We start from the raw sequence: 24,255 nt of genomic DNA, 5'->3' as shown, positions 1-24,255 counted from the left end.
AGGTTGAGGGTGAGGTCAAAAAATCAGTGCAGGGAGGGAGATCCCCACAGGGTACTAAAGCGTGCCAGAAAAAATGGAACCATTCTGCGGACACGCCCTCATAGCCAGAAGTATCATCGCACAGACAGGAGGTGTGGCGGGAGGGCAGCCCTAGCACAAGTCACGGCAAACGCCTACCACGCCACAACCTTGAGAATAATTCGATTTATGTATATCTGCCTCGCCCTCCAGGCCTTAAAATTGAGGCACGAACCAACCACTCCTCCAACCACATAGGACGGAATTCACATGAGTGACAAGATGCTTTCTCTGTACTGCAAGGCCAAGGCCTTCCTGAGCCGTGAAGACGGCGCTTCGGCGATCGAATACGGCATTATTGCCGGCCTGATTGCGCTAGCGTTTATCGTGGCAGCCACAGCTGTGGGTACTGACCTCAGCGACCTATTCACAAAGGTCAGCGAGAAGCTGCAAGAAGGCACCGCCAAAGCAAATTAAGAACGAACACGGCCAACGAGAGCCAGGGTTTCCTAGCTCTCGTTGTGCGGAGTCACCGCAAATCATAATTCAGCGTAAACCCAACCCGCGGCTCGCGGTTGTTGGTATCAATCGCCTTGTCTCCCAGCGGCTTGGCCGCCTCCACCGCCAGGTTGTAGTACTTGCGATCGCCAAAGCGCATCCCCAGCGCCAAGGACGACAGGTTCGCCGCATTCCCCGACTCGTTGTACCAGGTACGCGATTTATCGAGCACCGCATAAGGCTGCAGCATGCGCACCCAGGTACCTTCGCGGTTGAAGGTGCGGTTCAGCTCGTAGCTGAGCCCCCAGCCCTTGTCCCCACGCGCCTGATCCTCCGAATAACCGCGCCCGAAGTTACGATCCCCGAACAGCACCTGTTCGCTTTCCGGCAGCGTATCTTCCGACCAGTACAGCACGCCCGAAGCCACACCCTGCCATGCTCCGCCAAACTGATTGCTCTCCAGGGCATTCAGGCGCAGGCGTAGAAAATCCAGATCCGGCTTGCTGCCCGGCTCGACCTGATTACCCAATACCGTGAGGCGATAATCGGCACCCAAGGTATTCAAGCCCTGATAGACGCCCGCCCCCAGCACCCGCAGCTGCCCCTGCTTGGCGGTACGCTGTTCACCTTCCAGTGCCAGTACGCGCACTTTGCTTTCTAGCTCCAGCGCATCCTTGATCACCGGCTGCGGCTCGACACGGGTGAACTTGCGCTCGTCATCAACGCCATACAGGCGGGCCGTGGCACTGAGGATCTCGCCACCGGCCAGTCGGATTGGATGCTTCACCCCCACAGACACCCGATCGTTGCGCCGCGCAAGCTCAGTCTGCGCCGCGCCGATCGCCACACGATCCTCAGGCTCACTGCGATAAGTCGAGGCAAAGGCCTGCAGACGAGTCCCTTCGGCATTGATGAACTGGCTGTAATCGATCCGCGCATAGCGCTCACGATCCTCACCCTCCGGCGCCAGCGTACTCACCGACACCTGCTCACCCAGCGCGGTCTGCGAGTTGCTGCTGACGCCGAGCACCGCCTGGAAGCTGTCCTGACTGCCATCATTGATCGAGGCATTGGTTGCGAAAGGCTGACGAGTGGCCTCAGTGACCAGGGTCACGGCACCGTCGGTGGTCGAGGGCGGCGCGACCGAAGCACGCACCTTGACCCCCGGCATCTGCGCCATCAGCGTGGTGTAACGCTGGAACGACTCGCGGCGCAGCGGACGCTCGCCAACCAGCTTGGCAGCCAGCTGGTCGATATAGCCTTGGGCGCGACCAATATCACCGCGCGCCTCATGGACACTGATGTAACCCTCAACCAGCACCACACGCACCTGCCCGCTGCGCAGATCCTGTGCCGGCACAAAGGCATAAGACAGCGCATAACCATCTGCCTGATAACGCTGCGTGATCTTTTGCGTCACCGCCAGCACATCACTGAGCGCCACCGTGCGCCCGATCAGCGGCTGATACAGCGCCGCAATCTCCTCGAAGGGATAAACCGTGCCCCCCTCAATCAGCACCCCCTGCAAACGCACCGCCGCCATGGCTTGTCGAGGTTGCGGCTGGGTTGTCGGCAGCCTGACCTCCGCCTCACGCGGGCGCAGCTCCTCAACCGGAAGGTTCGCCCGCGGCAGCACGCTGTCCACATCATTGCTGTTGGTAAAAGCAGGGGTTTGCGCCCAGACTGGGACGGCCGCCAGCAGGGCCAATGAGGGAATCAGGCGAATACTGCGCGCGCGCATACAAACAACTCCATAAGGCCGGGGCTGCTGCCGGCAGCCCTCAGAAGAATTCGGCGGGCTGCCTCTTGATGAGCAAAGACCGCTGTCTTGAAAGCTGCATTGTCACGGATTCTCCACAGGCCTGCAGCAGCGAGTCAGCCGACTGGTCGCAAAAAGCCTGAAAAACGGATCGGGCGCACACTCCGGGGACTGCAAAACCGCTAATCACGCTCGTCGGCCAAGCCGCAAAATTGTGCTGCATAGTTCACCAACGCAGCGATTTTGCATCGCCCCGATGAAGAGCAACCCGTTATGATAAAAGCCGATATCCGGATGACTTCAACACCCTTCCGCCACAGGGTCGGCACTAGTAGCACTAGGCTCAGCTTGCACACCCTAGTTGGCGTCAAGACCGTCATCACCTCGCAGGATCCGCATACGCATGGCGAACATCATTGACCGTAAACATCAGCAGGGTGCTGCAGCCATCGAGTTCGCCGCGGTCTTCGTACTGTTCTTCGTACTCTTCTACGCAGTGGTCGGCTACATGCTGCCCCTGCTGCTGGCTGCCACCTATGAGGAAGTTGCTGCCGACGCGCTACGTGAAGCAGTACGCCACCCGGATGTGCTGGTTGCTACTCCGCAAATTCAGTCCGCCCAGCGACAAAAGGTCAGGGAAGCCATTGATCTGCTCAAGCTGCCGCCAAGCTGGAAGAGCGTCTGTGCAGACCGCAGTGACTACCTGACTATCGCGGGCAATCTGTGGAGCGTCTGCCTGCGCCATCCGGATCCGCGCAGTATCCTGCCGCCCATTTCCCTACTGGGTATCGATGTTCCGCAACTGCCCGATGAAATTCGCGGCGAGGCCAGCTTGCGGATTCGTTAACACCATTTCGCCCCAGCAGCCCGGTGCAGACCGGGCATGAACGCTCAAGGCTTCAAGGACTCACACCCATGCAGAACCACCACACACTGCAACGCCGCGCGCGACAAAAGGGTGCCTTCGGCATCCTGGCGGCCAGCGCGATGAGCCTGGCCCTTGGTTGCCTGGTACTGGTGGTCGATGGTGGCCGTCTTTATATGGAACAACGGCGTCTGCAGAAAATTGCCGATACAGCTGCCCTCGAATCAGTGGCTCGTCTGCCTCAAGGCAGTTGCTCGATGGATCCGGCACTGGCATTGCAAATTGCCAAAGAAAGCGCCCAGCGCAACAACTTCCTGCAAGATGCGCGGCAGGATATTGAGGCCAACTGTGTCAATGTCCGCAGCATGGATGGTCTGCGTGTGGCTGTACCACGTGTTGGCCAGGAGCCTGCGGCCTCCGTGGAAGTTGCAGCTAGCCATACCGTCCCTGCAAGCATCATCCTGCGTACCGCCAGCCTGTTCAGCAGCGAAGTGCGTGAAGAGGTCACCCTGACAGCCAAGGCCACAGCCGAGCGCGAAACCCCCAGCGCCGTCTTTGCTGTGGGCTCACAACTCCTGCGCCTGGATAACAGCAAATTGCTGGGACAACTACTTGGCGCCGTGGGTCTTGACGTACAGAAACTGACCCTGCTGGATCGCAACGGCCTGGCAGATGCCAGCATTACCCCCTCCGGACTGCTCAACGCCTTGGGCATCAAAATCGGTATCGAGCGCCTGCGCGCACTCTCCCCTCAAGGGCTAATTGACCTGGTCAATACTGAAGTCGGCTTGCTCGGCGTCGATCGCCTGCTAGCGGTATCCGCAGAACTGGTTTCCGACTCGGTGCTGCGCGCCCAGATCGAGCTGCTAGGGCAAGAGATCCTCAAGAATCCCCTAATCGGCGACATCAATCTGTTTGCCGGTGAAGGTGCTCCCGGGTTGCTCTCCATCAGCTCAGCGCCCGACGGCACCGTCGGCAGCGCACTCGATGCGCGCATCAATCTCGAGCAGATTCTCACCACCAGCCTGATGATCGGGGTGGCCAGCGAGGGGCGCGCCCTCAAACTCGACGGACTGGACCTTCTGGGCATCATCACCGTCAAGCTGGGCATCGTCGAACCGCCGTCGATCGGTATCGGCCCGATCGGTACCACCGCTTATAATGCCCAAGTACGCCTACTGGTCGATGTTGATACCAACCGAAATTCCAGCTCACTGCTGGGTGCTGGCTCCCTATTGGAACTGTTGGGCACCCGTATCAAACTGCCGATCATCGTTGAGCTCGTCGATGCCAAAGGCACACTGAAAGCAGTCAACTGCAGCGTGGCACCGCCCACCGCCACTATTGACGTGGAGTCGCGCATTGGCAGCGCATGCATAGGCCGCATGCCTGAAGAGACCCTATGGTCAAAACGCCAGAGCTGCACCGAAGTAGTACAGGATGAGCGCCTGATTCGGCTACTAGGCATCAACCTGCTTTACGGCAAAGTTGCCCTGCCGGTGCTCAGCAAATTCGATGAAGTCACCCTGAGCCCGCCTCCAAGCGAAAATAACATTGCCTCTACAGGCGTTAACAATCTACAGATTGGTACTTTGGTTAGCCGCCTGCTCGATGAGCTGCTGACCCTGCTGGCCAACAGCCCTATTCTCAAACAGAAGCAATTTACTGAAGAGCAGGCGGGTGAGATTGCTACAGAAATTCTCTCCTCCCAAGACCTTTTACCGACCGGCACAAACGGTACTTATACGAACAGCAATCTCGATCGCATACGCACGCGCATGGAAAATCTCGGTCTTGAATGGAATCGTCCGGGCGGATTACTCGGTCTTTTCTCCACCACCATGCCGGTGGAATGGCGCTACTCTGTCGGCGGCTCTTGTAATACCGATAGCTGTGTACGCAGCAAGCTGATTGCCTCTTTGCAGACCCCTGAACGCGATGGTCTACTCTCAAGCCTTCTGACTGGCTTGCTTGGCGGTCTCCTTGGCGGGCTACAGCCGTTGTTGGCGGCTGTCCTTGGGCCTGTGGTGGCGTTGCTTGAGCCGATCCTCAATGCTGTCGGCACACTGCTGACCACTCTGCTGGCCGACATCCTTGGCGTTGAGCTGGGCCGCACTGATGTCGAGCTGTACTCAGTCGGCTGTGGCACTCCCAAACTAGTGAGGTAACCCCATGCCCCCATTACCTCATGCATCGATACACAACCCACCTCACTGCGCACGCTGCCAGCGCGGTGCGGTAGCCATCGAGTTCGCCGCTTTATTTGCGCTGTTCTTCGCGATCCTCTACGGCATCCTGGCCTACAGCCTGCCGCTGCTGCTGCAACTGAGTTTTAAGCAGATCACTGCTGATGCCGCCCGCCGGACGGTACGGGTCGATCCAGCGCTTGAGGAAGGCGATTACCTGCGCATTGTGGCTCGCGAGGCTGCGCTGACGGTCAGCAACAGCTGGCTACCCGCCGACTGGGTCAGCGGCAACTGCCCGGCCCCTGCCAGCGGCTGGACGGCCTTGCCAGCAGAGGCTCCTTACGGAGTGCTGGGATACTATCGCCTTGTCGGTGAACAGCTTCAGGATCGCCGCTACATCCTCGATATCTGCCTGCAGCGCAAGTACAACCGCACCGGCGCACCCAACGAGACCGCCATTCTGCCGACCCTTAATCTGCTCGGCTTTGATATCCCCTCGCTGCCTACCGATGCAGACAGTGGGGATGTAGTGATCCGCGGGCGGACTGAAATTCGCCTGTGAGGGCATCCTGGCTGGTGAGGTGATGGCCAGCATGCGACCATGCCGGCCAGCTTGCCCCGCACCGCGTGATGCGGCGCCAGCCCAAGCCCCTTTTGAGTGAACCACGGATCTGTCGCCATGCACCCTCTCCTCCCTGCCCTGCTGCTGACCACCCTGCTGGCCGGCTGCACAGCCTCGTCACTGCCAGGGTCTGGTAGCCGCGAGCTGCATGGCCATCTGTCACTCGGGCCGCAGTTCAGCGCGCTGCGCCCCTGCGGTAGCGAACACAGCTGGCAACTGGTGGTACCGGCTTCGCTGGGTGAGCAGCTGGAGGCGCGCTACCTGCAGCAGGCTGGCGTTCCCTATGAAGAGGCCTACCTGCATGCCCGGGTACGCCCCCAGACCCAGATGGCAGACTGCCGCGATTGTCAGGAGCATGCCGGCATCCTGCAGCTCGATGAGCTGATCGAACTGCGCGCCGCCGCGAGCAGCGATTGCCGCTGAGTCGCCAGCGCGCCCTGCCACCTCTTATCTGCTTCGGTTTTCGCCATGCGCTACAGCGTTCGCCCCGTCGGCATCCTCAAATCCTGCTTCAAGGAAAAATTCGCCATCCCCCGCCAGCCGCAGCTGGCGCCGGCAGCCCGTGGCGTACTGGAGCTATTGCCGCCCTTCGAGGATGGCCGTGCGGTGATTGGCCTTGAGCAGGTCAGTCATGTCTGGCTGCTGTTCCTGTTCCATCAGGCCCTGGAGGAAGAACCCCGCCTCAAGGTGCGCCCCCCGCGGCTGGGCGGCAACCGCTCGCTGGGCGTGTTTGCCACCCGCGCCACCCACCGACCCAATGGCATCGGCCAGTCGGTGGTCAAGCTGGACAAAGTGGAGGCCGGGCGGCTGTATCTGTCCGGCATCGACTTGCTGGATGGCACGCCGGTGCTCGATATCAAGCCCTATGTCCCCTACGCTGACCGCGTGCCAGAGGCCCATAACGCCATCGCCGAAACCCCGCCCCACCCCATCACAGTCGAGTGGGATGCCGAGGCGCTACGCCAGGCGCATGCACAGGCGCAGCGCCTGAGTGAGCCGGTGGTTGAGCTGATCGAGCAGTGCCTGGCACAGGATCCGCGCCCGGCGTATCAGACCCCAACGCCCGAGCGCCGCTATGGCGTGCTGTTCTGGGATCTGCAGGTGCGCTGGCATTACCCAGCGCCCGACCGCATCCGCGTGCTGGAAGTGGTGCGCGACTAACCTCACTTCTCCACAAAGGCGCGCTCGATCAGGTAATCCCCCGGCTCACCGAGGCGCGGCGAGATCTTCAGGCCAAAGCCATCCAGCACCTCGCAGGTCTCCTCCAGCATGCTCGGGCTGCCGCAGATCATCGCCCGGTCATCCTGCGGGTTGATCGGCGGCAGGCCGATGTCGGCAAACAGCTGGCCGCTGCGCATCAGGTCGGTCATTCGCCCTTGGTTGCGGAATGGCTCGCGGGTCACGGTCGGGTAGTAGATCAGCTTCTCGCGGACCAGCTCGCCAAAGTACTCATGCTGCGGCAGCTCCTCGGTGATGAACTGCGAGTAGGCCAGCTCACTGACCCAGCGCACGCCGTGCACCAGAATCACCTTGTCGAAGCGCTCGTAGGTTTCCGGGTCCTGAATCACGCTCATGAACGGCGCCAGCCCCGTGCCGGTGCCAAACAGGTAAAGGTGCTTGCCGGGCAGCAGATCATGCAGCACCAAGGTGCCGGTGGGTTTGCGGCTGACCATCAGCTCATCGCCGGGCTGGAGGTGCTGCAGGCGCGAGGTCAGCGGGCCGTCCGGCACCTTGATGCTGAAGAACTCCAAGTGATCCTCGTAGTTGGGGCTGGCAATGCTGTAAGCCCGCATGAGCGGACGGCCTTCGACCTCCAGGCCGATCATCACGAACTGGCCGTTCTCAAAACGCAGCCCCTGATTGCGGGTGGTCTTGAAGCTGAACAGGGTATCGTTCCAGTGGTGGACACTGACGACGCGCTCGCTGATCAGGTTGCTCATGGGGGGACTCCTCAAACTGACGGGCATCAACCGGCCCGGTTGCCGCGCATTCTAGAGCGCGGCAATATATCCGCTAAATGAATATTAAAGATAAACCCAATAGGCATTACAGATATGCGATTCACCCTGCGGCAGCTGCAAGTCTTCACCGCCATCGCGCGCCTTGAGAACGTCTCGCGGGCGGCGGAGTCGCTGGCGTTGTCACAGTCGGCGGCCAGCACCTCACTGGCCGAACTGGAGCGCCATTACGACAGCCCGCTGTTCGACCGGCTGGGCAAGCGCCTGACCCTCAATGCGCTGGGGGCACAGCTGTTGCCCAAGGCCGTGGCGCTGCTGGATCGCGCGGCGGAAATCGAGCAGCTGCTGCAGGGGCGCAGCGGGTTCAGCGCGCTGCAGCTGGGCGCCACGCTGACCATCGGCAACTACCTGGCCACCCTGCTGGTCGGGCGCTTCATGCAGGATCACCCCGAGTGTCGGGTGCGCCTGCAGGTGCAGAACACCAGCCATGTGGTGCAGGGCGTACTGCGCCATGAGCTGGATCTGGGGCTGATCGAGGGGGACTGCCAGCAGGCGGATATCGAGGTGCATCCCTGGCTGGAAGACGAGCTGGTGGTGTTCTGCGCGCCACAGCATCCCCTGGCCGCACAGGGCCATGCCTCCCTGCAGGCCCTGACCCGCGAGGCGTGGATTCTGCGCGAGCAGGGGTCGGGTACCCGGCTGACCTTCGATCAGGGCATGCGCCATCATTTGTCGCGGCTGGATGTGCGGCTGGAACTGGCGCATACCGAGGCGATCAAGCGGGCGGTGGAATCGGGGCTGGGGATCGGCTGCGTCTCACGGCTGGCGCTGCGCGATGCCCTGCGCCGCGGCAGTCTGGTGGCCCTGCAGACCCCGGAGCTGGATCTGCGCCGTCAGTTCAGCTTTATCTGGCATCGCCAGAAGTACCAGAGCAGCGCCATGCAGGCCTTTGTCGCGCTGTGCCGTCAGTTCAGCGCCGGCGCCCAGCACAGCGACCAGCTGCCCTTGCCCGCAGTGCCCTGAAACTCAGCCCAGCAGGATGATGCCCCACACCAGCGCAATCAGGGTCAGCGCCACCAGTTGCGCGGCGCTGCCCATGTCCTTGGCATTCTTGGACAGCGGGTGACGCTCCAGAGAGATGCGATCGACCACCGCCTCGATCGCCGAGTTGAGCAGCTCGACAATCAGCGCCAGCAGGCATGCCGCCACCAGCAGCGCGCGCTCAGCACGCGATACCTCCAGCACGAAAGCCAGCGGCACCAGCAGCAGGTTGAGCAGCACCAGCTGGCGGAATGCCGCCTCACCGCGCAGAGCTGCCAGCAGGCCGTCGCGGGAGTACCCCGCGGCATTGAAGATGCGCTGCAGGCCGCGCTGGCCCTTGAAGGGGGATGTCATGGATCACCTGGATGGACTGAACGAAAGCAGCCAGTCTGCCGCGCGCAGCTTGCGCCTACCTTAAGAGGGCACCGACTCCATCTGCTGCAGCAGCAGCGCGGCCTGGGTACGGGTCCGCACACCCAGCTTGCGGAAGATCGCCGTCACATGCGCCTTGACGGTAGCCTCGGAAACACTCAGCTCGTAGGCAATCTGCTTGTTCAGCAGCCCCTCGCAGACCATGGTCAGCACCCGGAACTGCTGGGGAGTGAGGCTGGCCAGCCCTTCGCTGGCGGCACGCATCTCATCGGACAGCGCGGCGGCCTCTTCCAGCTGCGGCGGCCACCAGGTATCGCCGTCCAGCACCGCGCGCACGGCGCTCTGGATGGTTTCCAACGGGCTGGATTTGGGGATGAAGCCGCTGGCACCGAACTCGCGCGAGCGTTGTACCACCGCCGCCTCCTCCTGGGCCGAGACCATCACCACCGGGATCTGCGGATACTGCCCACGCAGCAGCACCAATCCAGAGAAGCCGTAGGCGCCGGGCATATTCAGATCGAGCAGCACCAGATCCCAGTCACGCTTGGCCTCCAGATGCGCCTCCAGCTCGGTGATGCTGGCGACCTCGATCAAGCGCGCCTCATCACCGAGCCCGAAGGTCAGGGCCTGCTGCATGGCACTGCGAAACAGCGGGTGATCGTCGGCAATCAGGATTTCGTAGGTGGCCATGACAGGTCCTGCGGTTATTGGTGCGGGTGGGCATTCTACTGCGACTCACTGGCGCAGGGTACCAGCCCGTGCCGGCAATCGCCCCGGGGATCAGTCCAGAAACGCCTGAAGACGCTGATGGGCCTCGCTGTCCAGATTGGCCGCCTGCTGGCGCTTGCTGCCCAGATAGCGCTCGCTGAACACATCCAGATAGGCATCCAGCGTCTGCGCCGCGCGGCTGTCACCGGCCAGCTCCAGACACAGCGCGGCCACCTCGGCGGTACACAAATGCTCGCCACGGGTCGAGCGGCGCAGGCGGTAACGCGATTGCTGCTCAGGGGTCAGGCTGAGCACCGGAAAGCGCTCAAGGTACGGGCTTTTGCGAAACATCTTGCGCGCCTCGGTCCAGGTGGCGTCCAAGAGGATGAACAGCGGCCGCCGCGCGGGCGCATCCGCCGCCGGCGGCGCGGCAACCTGCTGCACGACCCGCTCGGGCGCGGCATATTCACCGGGAAACACCACATAAGGCTGGCAGGTCGGATCCTCCAGCAGCGCCAGTAGCGCCTCATCCACCGCGGTGCGCGACCAGCAGAACGCCTGAGTATCCGGCAGCAGGTCGGCAATCAGCCAGCCGGTATTGCTAGGCTTGAGGGCTTCGATGTCATGCATCAGCAGGCAGACCCGGCTGCGCGCCGTCACCTGCGGGCGCATCCCGCACAGGCAGTGGCTGGGCGCCAGACGGCACTGGCTGCAGCGCGCCAGCCGCGAGCCTCGGGCAACAAATGGCTTGAGGCTGCGGGCCAGGCGCTCCTCGCGCAGACGGGCAACACTGTGGGACATCGGGCAACTCCGGGCAGGCCGCGCTCGCCGGCAGGTGACGAGCAGAGAAAACGGGAGCGCGAGTCTAACAGAGCCTCCGTCTGCCCTGCCCGCCCGCCTCAGCGCAACACGGCAGGATCACCCCGCCCGACCAGCGCCGCGGCCTCCTCGGCGCTGAGCAGCGCGGTGCGCGGGATATCCAAGAGCCGCGCACAAGCCGACAGCACCGAGGCCCACGTGCACTGATTGGCGAACAGCATCCCGGCAGTATCAAAAGCGCCGCCACGGTTGCGATAACCAAGCACCACGCTGCGCGCGGCATCGGGCAGCAGTGGCCAGAGCTGCCCGCGCAGCACTTCAGCGCGCAAATGCGTCAGCAGCACTCGGCGCGTGATGTGCACCGGGAACAACGCCTCGCGCAGCGCATCCTCAGCGCAGACTGCCTGCTCCAGCTCATCGCGCGGCGCACGAAAACGCCCCGGCTCCTGCAGATACACCAGCAGCCACGCCAGCCCGACCTCACTCAGGCGCTGCGCGGCACGCTGCATCTCGCTGAGCTGATGGCTGCCGTGGGCGATCAGGAGCAGCGGCTCGCCCGGTGCCTGGTGCTCGGCCACGCACAGCGCACCGTCGCGGGCCAGCTGCTCGGCCTGCTGCGCATCGAACACGCAGGGGCGCTCAGTCTGGGGCAGCAGCAGACAGGCCAACCGCCCCCGCGCCTGATAGATCGGCGCCAGCAGCGCCAGCGTGCTGTTGTAATCGGCCGGGGACAGCAGCCGGATGCCGTCGCTCATCTCACCCAGCAGCGCCTCACCGAACGAGGTGTCCTGCTGGGCGCGTGCTGGCTGGACGCCGTCCCACGTCTGCGCCGTGAGTACCAGCGGCCAGCCCAGCCAGCCGGCCGGGCGCCGGATCTCGCGCTGCTGGCGGGCAAAACGCAGCGTCTGACGCAGCGCATCCAGCAGCGCGCTGCCCTGCGCCTCCTCGCAAACCAGCAGGTTCAGCCCGCCCTGATTAGCGAGGCAGACCGCCAGCGCCTCCTCCGGGCTGAAAGTGCCCAGCACCGCACCCAACCGGGATTCGCGCGCCGTGCGCGGCGCACAGACCCGCTCATGCAAGGCCGCGCGCAGCGCCTCCAGTGGCGGCGCGATTGGAGCCGTCGGCAGCGGCTGCGCCACCCGCGGGCGCAGCGCCGGATTAGCTGCCGCCAGCGCGAGGAAGAACGCCTCGACTGCCTCCAGCGGCGGGGCCGCCAGGGCACTGAACGCCAGTGCCGGTTGCTGTGGTAACGGGGGCTGACGCTGGACCAGCGCCTGCTCAGATTCGCGCACCCGCCCCGGCCGTGACTGCGCCACGGTGGCGAGCGCCGCGTGCAGGGCCTCGGGCTCGACCCACAGCGCGGCGATCTGGCGCTGCACGGCCTCACGCAACGCCGCCTCATCATCAATAGCCCCCCACAGCCCCTCCTCACCCGCTACATCCTCCGCCAGGCCGCACGGCAAGGGCAGCGGATCGGTCAGCAGCCCGCGGCGCTGCTCATCCAGGCGATGCGCCAGGTGCTGCTCCATCTCATGTAAGGCGCAGACAACGGCGGCCGGATCACAGCCATCGAACGGCACAGGATCGAAGCCCCGGCTGCGCAAAAACTCTCCCCCATCGGGCGGCAACGCATCAGACTGGGGCACCCCGACGCCCGCCAGCACCAGCGGCAGCACTACGCCGCAGTCCTCGACGCGCCACCAATACGGCATAGCAGCAGAGTTGGCGGTGCGCTGGATCGCCTCTGCACTCAGGCAGGCCACCAGCGTCTCACCGGGCAACGGCTGGTGCACGCACTGCAGCACGATCGATATCGGCTCACTGCCCTCGCTGAGCGCGCCGGCGGTGTAGGCGCTGGGATACGGCCCCAACGGTACGCCCGCCAGCCCGTCCGCCGCCGGCGTGCTTGCGGCAAAATCTGCCACCAACCGGCTCAGGCCCGCCTCATCCACGGGGTAACGCGCTGCCTGTTCAGGATGCAGGTTGCCGGTCAGCACATTGAACGCCTCGATGGCCGCCCCCGCACGCCCCTCGCCCAGACGCCAGGCGCGGGTTTCGCCGCTCAGAGCATTGAGCGCCAGATAGCCGGCATAGGCGGGCACCCAGGGCAGCGCATCGCGGATAGCGGTGAAGGGCTGTGCCTTGAAGTCCTCAGGCATCAGCGGCGCGCCATCCAGATGCACGCGACGGGCATAGCCCATGTGCAGCACCAGCCATTGCCCGGCGCAGGTCAGTCGATCCAGCGCTTCCAGCAGGCAGTAGACGCTGGGCAGATCCGGCTGCTGGCCGGCCTGCACCAGGCGATGGGCGAGGCGAAAGACGCCGGCCTGCGTCTCGGCACTGTGTCGCAACGGACCATAGCCCGCACGCCAGCGGGCAAACTCCGGATACTGCTCGGCATGCGCCTCGAGTTCTTCAAAGCTGGGCAAAAGCTGATGAGACATGAAAGGATTCCCCGCAAGTCGTTTATGCTCAGTCTAGAACGCCTGCGCCGACTGCCGGGTACCTGTATGCCCAGCAGTGCCGGCAGGCCCTCTTTTCTTACACAAGGAATGCCCCATGGCCCTGCTGACCTTTATCGGTGCCATCCAGCAAGTCACCGGTTCCTGCTACCTGCTCGAAAGCCGTGACGGTGCCCGGGTGCTGCTGGAATGCGGCATGCACCAGGGATGCCGCGATGATGAAGCGCGCAACCGCGAGCCCTTTCCCTTCGACCCGCTGAGCCTTGATGCGGTGGTGCTCTCCCACGCGCACATCGACCACAGCGGCCTGCTGCCGCGCCTGGCCGCCAAGGGTTACCGCGGGCCGATCTACGCCACCGACGCCACCTGCGACCTGCTCGAACTGATGCTGCTCGACTCCGCCAGCCTGCAGGAGAAGGACGCCGAGTGGGAAAGCCGCTGGCGCGCGCGCCTCGGCAAACCCGCGGTACAGCCGCTGTACACCGAGGCGGATACCGAACTGGCCCTGCAACTGCGTCGTCCGCTTGTGTATGGCGCAAAGACCGAGGTCGCCAAGGGCATCAGCGTGACCTTCCACGATGCCGGGCACATTCTGGGTTCGGCGATCGTTGAGCTGGAAGTCCACGATCATGGCCTGACCCGCCGTCTGGTGTTCTCCGGGGATCTCGGCAACACCTGCTCGCCGCTGATGCGCGATCCGGCGATTCTCGATCAGGCCGATGTGGTGCTGATGGAGTCCACCTACGGCGATCGCGATCACCGCTGCACCCCGGACACCCTGGACGAGCTGGCCGATATCCTCGCCCGCGCCCACCGCGAGGGCGGCAACGTGCTGATTCCCTCGTTCTCGGTCGGCCGCACCCAGGATCTGCTGTTCTACCTCGGCCAGTTCTACCAGCAGGGTCGCCTGCCGCAGCAGGCGGTGTTCCTCGACAGCCCGATGGCCATCAAGGCCAACGCCATCTACCAGCGCTACCACGAGCAGTTCGATCCCAAGGACCGCGCCCTGCTGGCGCAAAACGGGGTCAGCCGCATCGAAGACTGGCTGCCGGTGCTGCACTGCACGCCCAAGTCAGACGACTCGATGGCGATCAACCGGGTCAAGAGTGGCGCGATCATCATTGCCGGCAGCGGCATGTGCAACGGCGGGCGCATCGTCCATCACTTCAAGCACAACTTGTGGCGCCCGGAGTGCCATGTGGTCTTCCCGGGCTTTCAGGCCAGCGGCACCCTGGGGCGGGCCATCGTCGATGGTGCGCCGACCGTGCGCGTGCTGCGCCAGCGGATTGCCGTACGCGCGCAGATTCACACCCTCGGCGGCTTCTCCGCCCATGCTGGCCAGTCGCAACTGATCGACTGGGTCAGCCATTTCACCCACCGCCCCGAGCTGTATCTGGTGCATGGCGAGCGGGAAAAGATGCACGTGCTGCAACAGGCGCTGCAGGAGCGCCTGCAGTGGACCGCGACGATCCCGGAGCCCGGCGAGCAGATCGCCCTCTGAGCAGTCCAGAACACGCAGCCCAGAACAAGGAGTTCCACCATGCCTTACGACAACAACGATTACCTGTCCCGCCATTTCCAGACCACCGCCATTGATCTGGGTGACAAGCTCGATGAGCTGATCAGCATGAGCGTGCCGCCCGGCAGCCCCAACCAGGCGCTGTACCGGGAAATGCTCATGACCGTGGTGCGCATGGCCGAGGCGGATCGCAACCGCTGGGACGCCAAGATCATGCTGCAGACCCTGCGCGAAATGGAAAATGCCTTCAGCATGCTCGAGCAGTTCAAGCGCCGCCGCAAGGTCACGGTATTCGGCTCAGCGCGCACCCCGACCGACCATCCGCTCTATCTGCTGGCCCGCGAGCTGGGCAAGCTGTTCACCCATCATGACCTGATGACGGTGACCGGTGCGGGGGACGGCATCATGGCCGCCGCCCACGAAGGCGCAGGGCTTGAGCACAGCCTCGGCCTGAACATCGCCCTGCCCTTCGAGCAGCGCGCCAACGAGGTGGTGCATGGCACCGGCAACCTCTTGTCCTTCCACTTCTTCTTCCTGCGCAAGCTGTTCTTCGTCAAGGAAGCGGATGCGATGGTGCTGTTCCCGGGCGGCTTTGGCACCCTCGATGAGGCGCTGGAAGTGCTGACCCTGATCCAGACCGGCAAGAGTCCGATCGTGCCGGTGGTGATGATCGATGTCGAGGAAGGGCGCTACTGGAAGGACTTCCTGCACTTTGTCCGCCAGCAGCTGGAAGATAACCGCTACATCCTGCCCAGCGACATGAGCCTGATCAAACTGGTGAGCAGCGCCGAGGAGGCGGCGGTGGAGATCACCCATTTCTACCGCAACTACCATTCCAGCCGCTGGCTCAAGGGGGACTTTGCGATCCGCATGAACCGTCCGCTGACCACCCATGCCCTGCAGCAGCTGCACGAGGGCTTCGGTGATCTGTGCGTGGAGGGCGGATTCAGCCAGCAGCCCTACTGCGAGCTGGAGCGTGACGAGCCGGAGTTCTGCCACCTGACCCGCCTGACCTTCCGCTTCAACGGCCGCGATCAGGGCCGTTTGCGCCAGCTGATCGACTTCATCAACCTGCCGCAGAACTGGCAGCGTGAGGGCGCGACCGGTAGTGTCTGACGCATTACGCTGATCGAAGGGTATTCGGAAAGGCCTGCACCGGTATGCACTTCGAATACCCGTCGATTGCTCAACCGTGGTGCTGCAGATACTCGCTCAGCGCTTGCCGGGTGAGGTCATTCAAGCTCATGCGATGCCGATTGGCAGCTAGGCTCGCCGCCAGATGCAAATCGTGACCGACCCGTACATTGAAAGAGCCCTTGCAGGGCGTTTCGGGCTCTTGGCCCAACGCTTGGCAGGTGGCCAGGTAGTCATCCACGGCCTCACGGAAGGCCGCCTGTAACTCGGCCACCGTCTCGCCCTCGTAATTGACCAGCGCACGGATGAAAAGCAGCTTGCCGAACAGGCAGTTGTCTTCAGTGCTGGCCTCGATGGAGCCGTAATAGCCCCGATGTTGCAGCAAGTTGTTCACGGAATCAGTCCTCCTGCCTTGGGGTGTCCAATGACCTGGCGCCGGATATAGGTTTTTAGCTCGTTGCCCGGGTGCGGCTTGTGCAAGCTAATCAGCGCCTGAGGGTCACCGTTATCGAACTTGACCCGGCTGCCCGCACCCTCCAGTTGCCGGTAGCCCAGCCGGCGCAGCAAGGTCACTAGCTCCTGCCACGTAAAGCTGGCCCGCTCGTTGAGCAGCTTTTCCAGTAGCTTTTCATTTTTGGACATAGCCCCTCCTCTTGCAACTGGGGATAGTTGCAAGCCCGATCCCGATCAACCACCTATTTCTGTGACTGGGCCGTGCCTCAACAACACTGAGCGACTGCTCCCCAAATCCATCAACGAAAAAAGCCTGCCACCGAGTACCTCGGGGCAGGCTTTTTCCATTTCGGGCAACCACCTCAGTCGAGCGTAGTGCCGCCGCGCAGCAAGCGGCTGATCCGCTCGCTGGCAAAACCGCGATAGAGCAGAAAGCGCATCTGCCGCGCCTGCTCACGCGAATCGCGCGGTCGCTCGCCGAAGCGGCGCTGCCAGAGCGCGCGCAGGTTGTCATCCCAGTCGATCCCGGCCTGCTCCAGCGCCTGGGCAATCTCGCCTTGCGGCAGGCCACGCTGCTGCAGCTCGTCGCGGATGCGCCGCGGCCCGTAACCAGCGGCGGCGCGGCTGCGCACGAACACTTCCAGAAAGCGCGCATCACTGAGCAACCCTTCCTCGCTCAGCCGCTCAAGCTCAGGCTCGATCAGCGCCGCCTCGGCACCGCGCTGGCGCAGCTTGCGGGCCAGCTCGGCGCGGCCGTATTCGCGCCGAGCCAGCAGGTCCATGGCGGCCCGGCGGATGGCCGCCGGGCTGTCGAGCACAGTGGCCATCGAATCAGAGATCCGGATCCAGATCGTCTTCTTCTGCCGCAACCGGCGCCGGCTGCCCCGGCTGGTTGAGCAGCTGGGCGCGGATGGCCGAATCGAGCGCCTGGCAGACTTCGGGGTTGTCCTCCAGGTAGCGCGAGGCATTGGCCTTGCCCTGGCCGATCTTGTTGCCCTGATAGCTGTACCAAGCGCCGGATTTTTCCAGAAGGCCCAGCTGCACGCCCAGGTCAATGATCTCGCCGTTGCGGTAGATGCCCTTGCCGTAGAGGATCTGGAACTCGGCCTGACGGAACGGCGGGGCCATCTTGTTCTTGACCACCTTGACGCGGGTCTCGCTACCGACGATTTCGTCGCCTTCCTTGACCGCGCCGGTACGACGGATGTCCAGACGCACCGAGGAGTAGAACTTCAGCGCATTACCGCCGGTGGTGGTTTCCGGGTTGCCGAACATCACCCCGATCTTCATGCGGATCTGGTTGATGAAGATCACCAGGCAGTTGGCGTTCTTGATATTGCCGGTGATCTTGCGCAGCGCCTGGGACATCAGACGCGCTTGCAGGCCGACGTGCATGTCGCCCATCTCGCCCTCGATCTCAGCCTTGGGCACCAGCGCCGCCACCGAGTCAACCACGATCACGTCCACCGCGTTGGAGCGCACCAGCATGTCGGTGATCTCCAGCGCCTGTTCGCCGGTGTCCGGCTGGGAAACCAGCAGGTCATCGACGTTCACCCCCAGCTTGCCGGCGTAGTCCGGATCCAGCGCATGCTCGGCATCGACGAACGCGCAGGTCGCGCCCTGCTTCTGCGCCTCGGCGATCACCGACAGGGTCAAGGTGGTCTTGCCCGAGGATTCCGGGCCGTAGATCTCGACGATCCGCCCCTTGGGCAGGCCGCCAATGCCCAGCGCGATGTCCAGGCCCAGCGAGCCGGTGGAGATCGCCGGAACGGCTTGGCGCTCATGGTCCCCCATGCGCATCACCGCACCCTTGCCGAACTGACGTTCGATCTGCCCCAGGGCTACCGCCAGGGCGCGTTTCTTGTTCTCGTCCATTGATATCCTCTCGTGCCGGGCAGCCCTTCGACTGCATTTAGCTGTACAAGTAGCCAGCGATTATTCCACAGGCGACGGTCTGTCGCCTACCGGTTAACGTCCTGCCGGCAGCGGCTCACCGCCGGCCAGCGCCAGCAGTCCCTCAAGAGCCTGCTCGATGGTCTGCCGACGAATCGCGGCGCGATCCCCGGAAAAATGACAGCATAGACTCCCGCACCGCGTCTGGTCGGCCCAGGCCAGCCAGATCGTACCGACCGGCTTGTCGGCCGTACCGCCCCCTGGCCCGGCAATCCCGCTGACCGCCACCGCCAGTTGCGCGCCGCTGCGCTGCAGCGCCCCTTGGGCCATGGCCTCGACCACCTCGCGGCTGACCGCCCCGACCTTCGCGAACAAGTCCGCCGGCACGCCAAGCTGTGCGGTCTTTTGTGCGTTCGAGTAGGTCACGTACCCGGCCTCAAACCAGGCTGAGCAGCCGGCGATCCGGGTGATCGCCTCGGCAATTCCGCCGCCGGTACAGGACTCGGCACAGCTGACCTGCAGCCCACGCTCGCGCAGGCGCTGACCTAGGCGCTCGGCCAGGGCAGTGATCGATGGCATAACAAGGCTCCACAGTGACAGGCGATGAAGGTGGCCCGGGCGATACCGTACACTAGCCGTTTTCTGGATCGAAGCCGAACCGCCATGAGCCAGCATGATTTCTCGGCGCACACGCCGATGATGCAACAGTACCTGAAGATCAAGCAGCATCACCCCGAACAGTTACTGTTCTACCGCATGGGCGATTTTTACGAGCTGTTCTATGCCGATGCGCAGAAGGCCGCCAAGCTCCTGGACATCACCCTGACCGCCCGTGGCCAGTCAGCCGGACAGCCGATTCCGATGGCGGGGATTCCGTTCCACTCGGCAGAAGCCTACCTCGCCAAACTGGTCAAGCTCGGTGAGTCGGTGGCGATTTGTGAGCAGATCGGCGATCCGGCGACCAGCAAGGGGCCGGTGGAGCGTCAGGTTGTGCGCATCCTCACACCGGGCACCGTGACCGACGAGGCGCTCCTTGATGAGCGGCGCGACAACCTGCTGGGCGCGCTGCTCGGTGATGAGCGGCTGTTTGGTCTGGCGATCCTCGACATCACCAGCGGGCGCTTCAGCGTGCAGGAAATCCGTGGCTGGGAGCCGCTGCTCGCCGAGCTTGAGCGCCTCAATCCGGCTGAACTGCTGATCCCCGATGACTGGCCGCAGGACCTGCCAGCCGAGCGGCGCGGCGGCTGCCGGCGGCGGGCCGCGTGGGATTTTGATCAGGCCACCGGCTTCAAGGCGTTGTGCCAGCAGTTTGGCACCCGTGATCTGAACGGCTTTGGCTGTCAGGAACTGACTCTGGCGATCAGCGCGGCCGGCTGCCTGCTGCTCTATGCACGGGAAACCCAGCGCGGCGCCCTGCCTCATATCCGCAGCCTGCGCCACGAGCGGCTGGAAGAGGCCGTGGTGCTGGATGCCGCCAGCCGGCGCAACCTGGAGCTGGACACCAACCTGACCGGCGGGCGCGACAACACCTTGCTGAGCGTGATGGACCGCTGCATGACCGCGATGGGCAGCCGCCTGCTGTGCCGCTGGCTGAATCGCCCGCTGCGCCAGCCGGTGCAACTGGCCGCGCGCCAGCACGCCATCGCCGCGCTGCTTGAGCAGTTCCGCTTCGAGACGCTGCAGCCGCAGCTCAAGCACATCGGCGACCTGGAGCGCATTCTGGCGCGGATCGGCCTGCGCAGCGCCCGCCCGCGGGATCTGGCCCGGCTGCGCGATGCCCTCGCTGCCCTGCCGGCCCTGCAGGAGGCGCTGGCCCCCTTCGACACCCCGCATCTGCAGCAACTCACCGCCAGCGTGCGCACCTATCCGCAGCTGGCCGAGCGGCTGATGCGCGCCATTATCGACAACCCGCCGGCGGTGATCCGCGAAGGCGGGGTGATTCGCCGCGGCTTTGATGCCGAACTCGATGAGCTGCAATTGCTCAGCGAGAACGCCGGCCAGTACCTGATGGACCTGGAAGCCCGCGAAAAGGCCCGCACCGGCCTGCCCAACCTCAAGGTCGGCTACAACCGCGTGCATGGCTACTACATCGAGCTGCCCCGAGTACAGGCCGAGCAGGCCCCGGCCGACTACATCCGCCGCCAGACGCTCAAGGGCGCCGAGCGCTTCATCACCCCCGAGCTCAAGGCCTTCGAGGACAAGGCGCTGTCGGCCAAGAGCCGTGCCCTGGCGCGCGAAAAGCTGCTCTACGAGGAACTGCTCGACACCCTGATCGAGTCGCTGGCCCCGCTGCAGGACAGTGCCGCCGCGCTGGCCGAGCTGGATGTACTGAGCAACCTCGCCGAACGGGCGCTGACTCTGAATCTCAACTGCCCAGTGTTCGTCACGGAGCCGTGCCTGGAGATCACCCAGGGGCGGCATCCGGTGGTCGAGCAGGTGCTCAGCACCCCGTTCGTGGCCAATGATGTGCATCTGGATGACAGTACGCGGATGCTGATCATCACCGGGCCGAACATGGGCGGTAAATCCACCTATATGCGCCAGACGGCGCTGATCGTGCTGCTGGCGCATATCGGCAGCTTCGTGCCGGCCGATGCCTGCCGGCTGTCGATGGTTGATCGGATCTTCACCCGGATCGGCTCCAGTGACGATCTGGCCGGCGGGCGCTCGACCTTCATGGTGGAGATGAGCGAGACAGCCAGCATCCTGCACAACGCCACCGCCCACAGCCTGGTGCTGATGGATGAGGTCGGGCGCGGCACCAGCACCTTCGATGGCCTGTCGCTGGCCTGGGCGGCCGCCGAGCACCTGGCCGCTCAGCGGGCCTTCACGCTGTTCGCCACCCATTATTTCGAGCTGACCGTGCTGGCCGACGCGGAAGCCGTGGTGGCCAACGTGCACCTGGCTGCGGTCGAGCACAACGAGCGGATCATCTTTTTGCACCATGTGCTGCCGGGCTCAGCCAGCCAGAGCTATGGTCTGGCGGTCGCCCAGCTGGCCGGGGTGCCGGGCAGCGTGATCGCCCGCGCCCGCACTCACTTGCAGCGCCTGGAGGACAGCAGCCTGCCCCATACGGGTAGCACGGTGCCGGGCGAGGCGCCTGTCCACCCAGACGGCGTGGCCGAGCACGCCGCCCCCGCCTACCGCCCATCACCCGCGCCTAACCCGGCTGACACGCCAGCACCGGTCACAAGCCCTGCGGCCCCGCTGCAGGCGGATCTGTTCGCCAGCCTGCCCCACCCGATTCTGGAGGCCCTTGGCAGTCTGGAGGCCGACGACCTCACCCCGCGTCAGGCGTTGGAGCTGATATATGCTTGGAAGACCCAGATATAACGCCACTTCGGGCAAGCTGCTAGAATCGCGCCCGCCCTGCCGCGGCGGGCACCTGCCTGAGGAGAGATAAGAACATGACCTTCGTCGTTACCGACAACTGCATCAAGTGCAAGTACACCGACTGCGTGGAAGTCTGCCCGGTGGACTGCTTCTACGAAGGCCCGAATTTCCTGGTCATTCATCCCGATGAGTGCATCGACTGCGCTCTGTGCGAGCCGGAGTGCCCGGCACAGGCGATCTTCTCCGAGGATGAGGTCCCCGAAGACCAGCAGGAGTTCATCGACCTGAACCGTGATCTGGCGGAAATCTGGCCGAACATCACCGAAAAGAAGGAAGCCCTGGCCGACGCCGAAGAGTGGGATGGCATCAAAGACAAGCTCCAGTACCTGGAGCGCTAAGCTCCGCCAAGGTGCCAAAGCCCTGCCTGCGTGCAGGGCTTTTTTGTGTCTGCCCAGCCGCGCCGCCGCCAGACACAACAACGGGCCCGCAAGCCCGTTGTTATCGCGCGGTGGATCAGACCTTGTGGTAGAGCTGCGAGCCCTGGGCCTTGAACTCGGCGGCCTTGGCCTGCATCTCGCGCTCCAGGTCAGCGACGTTGAGATCAACCTCCAGTGCATCGATGCGCTCCAGATTGGCGGCGTACTCGCGCACATCCTGGGTGATCTTCATCGAGCAGAACTTCGGCCCGCACATCGAGCAGAAATGCGCGACCTTGGCCGACTCCTTGGGCAGGGTCTCGTCGTGGTAGCTGCGCGCGGTGTCCGGGTCGAGGCCGAGGTTGAACTGGTCCTCCCAGCGGAACTCGAAGCGTGCCTTGCTCAATGCGTTATCGCGGATCTGCGCACCCGGATGACCCTTGGCCAGATCCGCCGCGTGGGCGGCGATCTTGTAGGTGATGATGCCGGTCTTCACGTCGTCCTTGTTCGGCAGGCCGAGGTGCTCCTTCGGGGTGACGTAGCAGAGCATCGCACAGCCGAACCAGCCGATCATCGCCGCGCCGATGCCGGAGGTGATGTGGTCATAACCGGGGGCAATATCGGTGGTCAGCGGGCCGAGGGTGTAGAACGGCGCTTCGTCGCAGCATTCGAGCTGCTTGTCCATGTTCTCCTTGATCATGTGCATCGGCACATGGCCCGGACCTTCGATCATGGTCTGCACGTCGTGCTTCCAGGCGATCTTGGTCAGCTCGCCGAGGGTTTCCAGCTCGCCGAACTGTGCAGCGTCGTTGGCGTCGGCAATCGAGCCCGGACGCAGGCCGTCGCCCAGCGAGAAGCTGACGTCGTAGGCCTTCATGATTTCGCAAATTTCCTCGAAGTGGGTGTAGAGGAAATTCTCTTTGTGGTGCGCCAGGCACCACTTGGCCATGATCGAGCCACCGCGCGAGACAATGCCGGTGACGCGCTTGGCAGTCAGCGGCACATAGCGCAGCAAGACGCCGGCGTGGATGGTGAAGTAGTCCACGCCCTGCTCGGCCTGCTCGATCAGCGTGTCGCGGAACAGTTCCCAGGTCAGATCCTCGGCGATGCCACCGACCTTCTCTAGCGCCTGATAGACAGGCACGGTGCCGATCGGCACCGGCGAGTTACGAATGATCCACTCGCGGGTTTCATGGATGTGCTTGCCGGTGGACAGGTCCATGACGGTGTCCGAACCCCAGCGGATACCCCAGGTCAGCTTGGCGACTTCTTCCTCGATACTGGAGCCCAGCGCCGAGTTGCCGATGTTGCCGTTGATCTTCACCAGGAAGTTGCGGCCGATGATCATCGGCTCCAGCTCGACGTGGTTGATGTTGGCCGGAATGATCGCGCGGCCACGGGCAATTTCCTCGCGGACGAACTCAGGGGTGATTTCCTTCGGGATAGCCGCGCCGAAGCTATGCCCCGGATGCTGCTGATCGAGCAGCCCCGCCGCACGGGCCTCGGCCAGCTTCATGTTCTCGCGGATGGCGACGTATTCCATCTCAGGGGTGATGATGCCCTGGCGCGCGTAGTGCATCTGGGTGACGTTGGCACCGGCCTTGGCGCGGCGCGGGTTGCGCACATGGGCAAAGCGCATGGCGGAGAGCTCGGCGTCATTCAGGCGACGGTTGCCGAACTCGGAGGTCAGGCCGGAGAGCTTTTCGGTGTCGCCGCGCTCGTCGATCCAGGCGCTGCGCACATCCGGCAGCCCCTTGCGCACGTCGATCTGTACGGCCGGGTCGGTGTAGGGACCGGAGGTGTCGTAAACCAGCACCGGGGCGTTCTGCTCGCCGCCGAAGTCGGTCGGGGTATCGGCCAGGGAAATCTCGCGCATCGGCACGCGGATGTCCGGGCGCGAACCCTCGACGTAGACCTTGCGGGAATTGGGCAGCGGCTGGACGGACTGCTGATCGACCTGGGCGGATTCGCTCAGGTTCTGGTACGGGCTGGCACTCATCGATGCGACTCTCCACGGACAGCGGGAATTGCCGGAGCGAACCTGAGTGGCAGGAGAACCCCCGCCAGACGGCGAGGACATCTTGTTCCCTACGCGGGTACTAACCCGATCAGGTTCAACGGGATTCGGACCCTTCCGATCTCAGCCTGCAACATCAGGCACCCCGACAAGAAACCCGCAGAGTCTAAACGGCGCCGGGC

Annotated in this window: 23 protein-coding genes and 1 riboswitch; of the genes, 11 read left to right on the top strand and 12 right to left on the bottom strand. The window is 63.9% G+C overall.

Going from position 1 to position 24,255, the window contains the following annotated elements; translation table 11 throughout:
- Positions 1-288: 288 nt before the first annotated feature.
- Positions 289-495 carry a Flp family type IVb pilin gene (locus MXC11_RS06245; protein WP_250006650.1) on the top strand — a complete coding sequence of 69 codons (207 nt, stop codon included), beginning with the start codon at positions 289-291 and terminating at the stop codon, positions 493-495.
- Positions 496-547: 52 nt separating this feature from the next.
- On the opposite strand, the gene MXC11_RS06240 is transcribed toward MXC11_RS06245, so the two are convergent.
- Positions 548-2,257: a ShlB/FhaC/HecB family hemolysin secretion/activation protein gene (locus MXC11_RS06240; protein ID WP_250006648.1), complete on the bottom strand. Its 1,710-nt coding sequence runs from the start codon at positions 2,255-2,257 to the stop codon at positions 548-550.
- Positions 2,258-2,678: 421 nt separating this feature from the next.
- Here MXC11_RS06240 and MXC11_RS06235 point away from each other — a divergent pair, with 421 nt between their 5' ends.
- The 5 genes from MXC11_RS06235 (at position 2,679) to tsaA (ending at position 7,109) form a co-directional block, all read left to right on the top strand.
- Positions 2,679-3,122, top strand: coding sequence for a TadE/TadG family type IV pilus assembly protein (locus tag MXC11_RS06235; RefSeq protein ID WP_250006646.1), 444 nt, complete (start codon positions 2,679-2,681; stop codon positions 3,120-3,122).
- Between the two features lie 68 nt (positions 3,123-3,190).
- Complete coding sequence (locus tag MXC11_RS06230) at positions 3,191-5,308, top strand: pilus assembly protein TadG-related protein (protein ID WP_250006643.1); 2,118 nt, start codon at positions 3,191-3,193, stop codon at positions 5,306-5,308.
- 4 nt (positions 5,309-5,312) lie between these two features.
- A complete protein-coding gene (locus tag MXC11_RS06225) occupies positions 5,313-5,888 on the top strand; it encodes a TadE/TadG family type IV pilus assembly protein (RefSeq protein ID WP_250006641.1) in 576 nt (191 codons plus the stop codon).
- Between the two features lie 117 nt (positions 5,889-6,005).
- A complete protein-coding gene (locus tag MXC11_RS06220) occupies positions 6,006-6,371 on the top strand; it encodes a hypothetical protein (RefSeq protein WP_250006639.1) in 366 nt (121 codons plus the stop codon).
- Between the two features lie 45 nt (positions 6,372-6,416).
- On the top strand, positions 6,417-7,109 hold the full coding sequence (gene tsaA / locus MXC11_RS06215; protein ID WP_250006637.1) for a tRNA (N6-threonylcarbamoyladenosine(37)-N6)-methyltransferase TrmO: 693 nt from the start codon (positions 6,417-6,419) through the stop codon (positions 7,107-7,109).
- Between the two features lie 2 nt (positions 7,110-7,111).
- On the opposite strand, the gene fpr is transcribed toward tsaA, so the two are convergent.
- Entirely contained in the window at positions 7,112-7,888 is a 777-nt protein-coding gene (fpr, locus tag MXC11_RS06210; protein WP_250006635.1) for a ferredoxin-NADP reductase, read from the bottom strand.
- A 114-nt stretch (positions 7,889-8,002) separates the two neighbouring features.
- Between fpr and MXC11_RS06205 the strand changes: the two genes are divergently transcribed.
- A complete protein-coding gene (locus MXC11_RS06205) occupies positions 8,003-8,929 on the top strand; it encodes a LysR family transcriptional regulator (RefSeq protein ID WP_250006633.1) in 927 nt (308 codons plus the stop codon).
- Between the two features lie 3 nt (positions 8,930-8,932).
- Here the strand turns inward: MXC11_RS06205 and MXC11_RS06200 are convergent, their stop codons facing one another.
- From MXC11_RS06200 to MXC11_RS06185, 4 genes are all read right to left on the bottom strand, one after another.
- A complete protein-coding gene (locus MXC11_RS06200; RefSeq protein WP_250006631.1) occupies positions 8,933-9,301 on the bottom strand; it encodes a diacylglycerol kinase in 369 nt (122 codons plus the stop codon).
- A 60-nt stretch (positions 9,302-9,361) separates the two neighbouring features.
- Positions 9,362-10,009: a response regulator transcription factor ErdR gene (gene erdR / locus MXC11_RS06195; RefSeq protein WP_250006629.1), complete on the bottom strand. Its 648-nt coding sequence runs from the start codon at positions 10,007-10,009 to the stop codon at positions 9,362-9,364.
- A 90-nt stretch (positions 10,010-10,099) separates the two neighbouring features.
- On the bottom strand, positions 10,100-10,828 hold the full coding sequence (locus MXC11_RS06190; RefSeq protein WP_250006627.1) for a tRNA-uridine aminocarboxypropyltransferase: 729 nt from the start codon (positions 10,826-10,828) through the stop codon (positions 10,100-10,102).
- A gap of 98 nt (positions 10,829-10,926) precedes the next feature.
- Positions 10,927-13,290, bottom strand: a complete 2,364-nt coding sequence (locus MXC11_RS06185) for a xylulose 5-phosphate 3-epimerase (protein WP_250006625.1) — start codon at positions 13,288-13,290, stop codon at positions 10,927-10,929.
- 115 nt (positions 13,291-13,405) lie between these two features.
- Here MXC11_RS06185 and MXC11_RS06180 point away from each other — a divergent pair, with 115 nt between their 5' ends.
- Both MXC11_RS06180 and MXC11_RS06175 read left to right on the top strand, forming a co-directional pair.
- Positions 13,406-14,809: an MBL fold metallo-hydrolase RNA specificity domain-containing protein gene (locus MXC11_RS06180; protein WP_250006616.1), complete on the top strand. Its 1,404-nt coding sequence runs from the start codon at positions 13,406-13,408 to the stop codon at positions 14,807-14,809.
- A gap of 39 nt (positions 14,810-14,848) precedes the next feature.
- Positions 14,849-15,943 carry an LOG family protein gene (locus MXC11_RS06175; protein ID WP_250006614.1) on the top strand — a complete coding sequence of 365 codons (1,095 nt, stop codon included), beginning with the start codon at positions 14,849-14,851 and terminating at the stop codon, positions 15,941-15,943.
- Between the two features lie 70 nt (positions 15,944-16,013).
- On the opposite strand, the gene MXC11_RS06170 is transcribed toward MXC11_RS06175, so the two are convergent.
- The 5 genes from MXC11_RS06170 to MXC11_RS06150 form a co-directional block, all read right to left on the bottom strand.
- Positions 16,014-16,355 (bottom strand): type II toxin-antitoxin system HicB family antitoxin, encoded by a 342-nt coding sequence (locus MXC11_RS06170; RefSeq protein ID WP_250006612.1) that lies wholly within the window; start codon positions 16,353-16,355, stop codon positions 16,014-16,016.
- A complete protein-coding gene (locus MXC11_RS06165) occupies positions 16,352-16,603 on the bottom strand; it encodes a type II toxin-antitoxin system HicA family toxin (RefSeq protein ID WP_250006610.1) in 252 nt (83 codons plus the stop codon). Before MXC11_RS06165 ends, MXC11_RS06170 begins: the two co-directional genes overlap by 4 nt.
- A gap of 173 nt (positions 16,604-16,776) precedes the next feature.
- Positions 16,777-17,241 carry a recombination regulator RecX gene (gene recX, locus MXC11_RS06160; RefSeq protein ID WP_250006608.1) on the bottom strand — a complete coding sequence of 155 codons (465 nt, stop codon included), beginning with the start codon at positions 17,239-17,241 and terminating at the stop codon, positions 16,777-16,779.
- 4 nt (positions 17,242-17,245) lie between these two features.
- The gene (recA, locus tag MXC11_RS06155) at positions 17,246-18,289 is read right to left on the bottom strand and encodes a recombinase RecA (protein WP_250006606.1); all 1,044 of its coding nucleotides are present in this window, start codon (positions 18,287-18,289) and stop codon (positions 17,246-17,248) included.
- 93 nt (positions 18,290-18,382) lie between these two features.
- A complete protein-coding gene (locus MXC11_RS06150; protein ID WP_250006604.1) occupies positions 18,383-18,886 on the bottom strand; it encodes a CinA family protein in 504 nt (167 codons plus the stop codon).
- Between the two features lie 84 nt (positions 18,887-18,970).
- On the opposite strand from MXC11_RS06150, the gene mutS reads away from it, so the two are divergent.
- Together mutS and fdxA are read left to right on the top strand one after the other, a co-directional pair.
- A complete protein-coding gene (mutS, locus tag MXC11_RS06145; protein WP_250006602.1) occupies positions 18,971-21,640 on the top strand; it encodes a DNA mismatch repair protein MutS in 2,670 nt (889 codons plus the stop codon).
- A 74-nt stretch (positions 21,641-21,714) separates the two neighbouring features.
- Positions 21,715-22,038: a ferredoxin FdxA gene (fdxA, locus tag MXC11_RS06140; protein WP_250006599.1), complete on the top strand. Its 324-nt coding sequence runs from the start codon at positions 21,715-21,717 to the stop codon at positions 22,036-22,038.
- Between the two features lie 115 nt (positions 22,039-22,153).
- Here the strand turns inward: fdxA and thiC are convergent, their stop codons facing one another.
- Entirely contained in the window at positions 22,154-24,055 is a 1,902-nt protein-coding gene (gene thiC, locus MXC11_RS06135; RefSeq protein WP_250006597.1) for a phosphomethylpyrimidine synthase ThiC, read from the bottom strand.
- A 69-nt stretch (positions 24,056-24,124) separates the two neighbouring features.
- Positions 24,125-24,231, bottom strand: a riboswitch (TPP riboswitch).
- Between the last annotated feature and the right edge of the window lie 24 nt (positions 24,232-24,255).

It is taken from the genome of Pseudomonas eutrophicaquae, from assembly GCF_023544715.1.
GTDB lineage: Bacteria > Pseudomonadota > Gammaproteobacteria > Pseudomonadales > Pseudomonadaceae > Geopseudomonas.
This window is presented reverse-complemented; position numbering and strand designations above follow the sequence as displayed.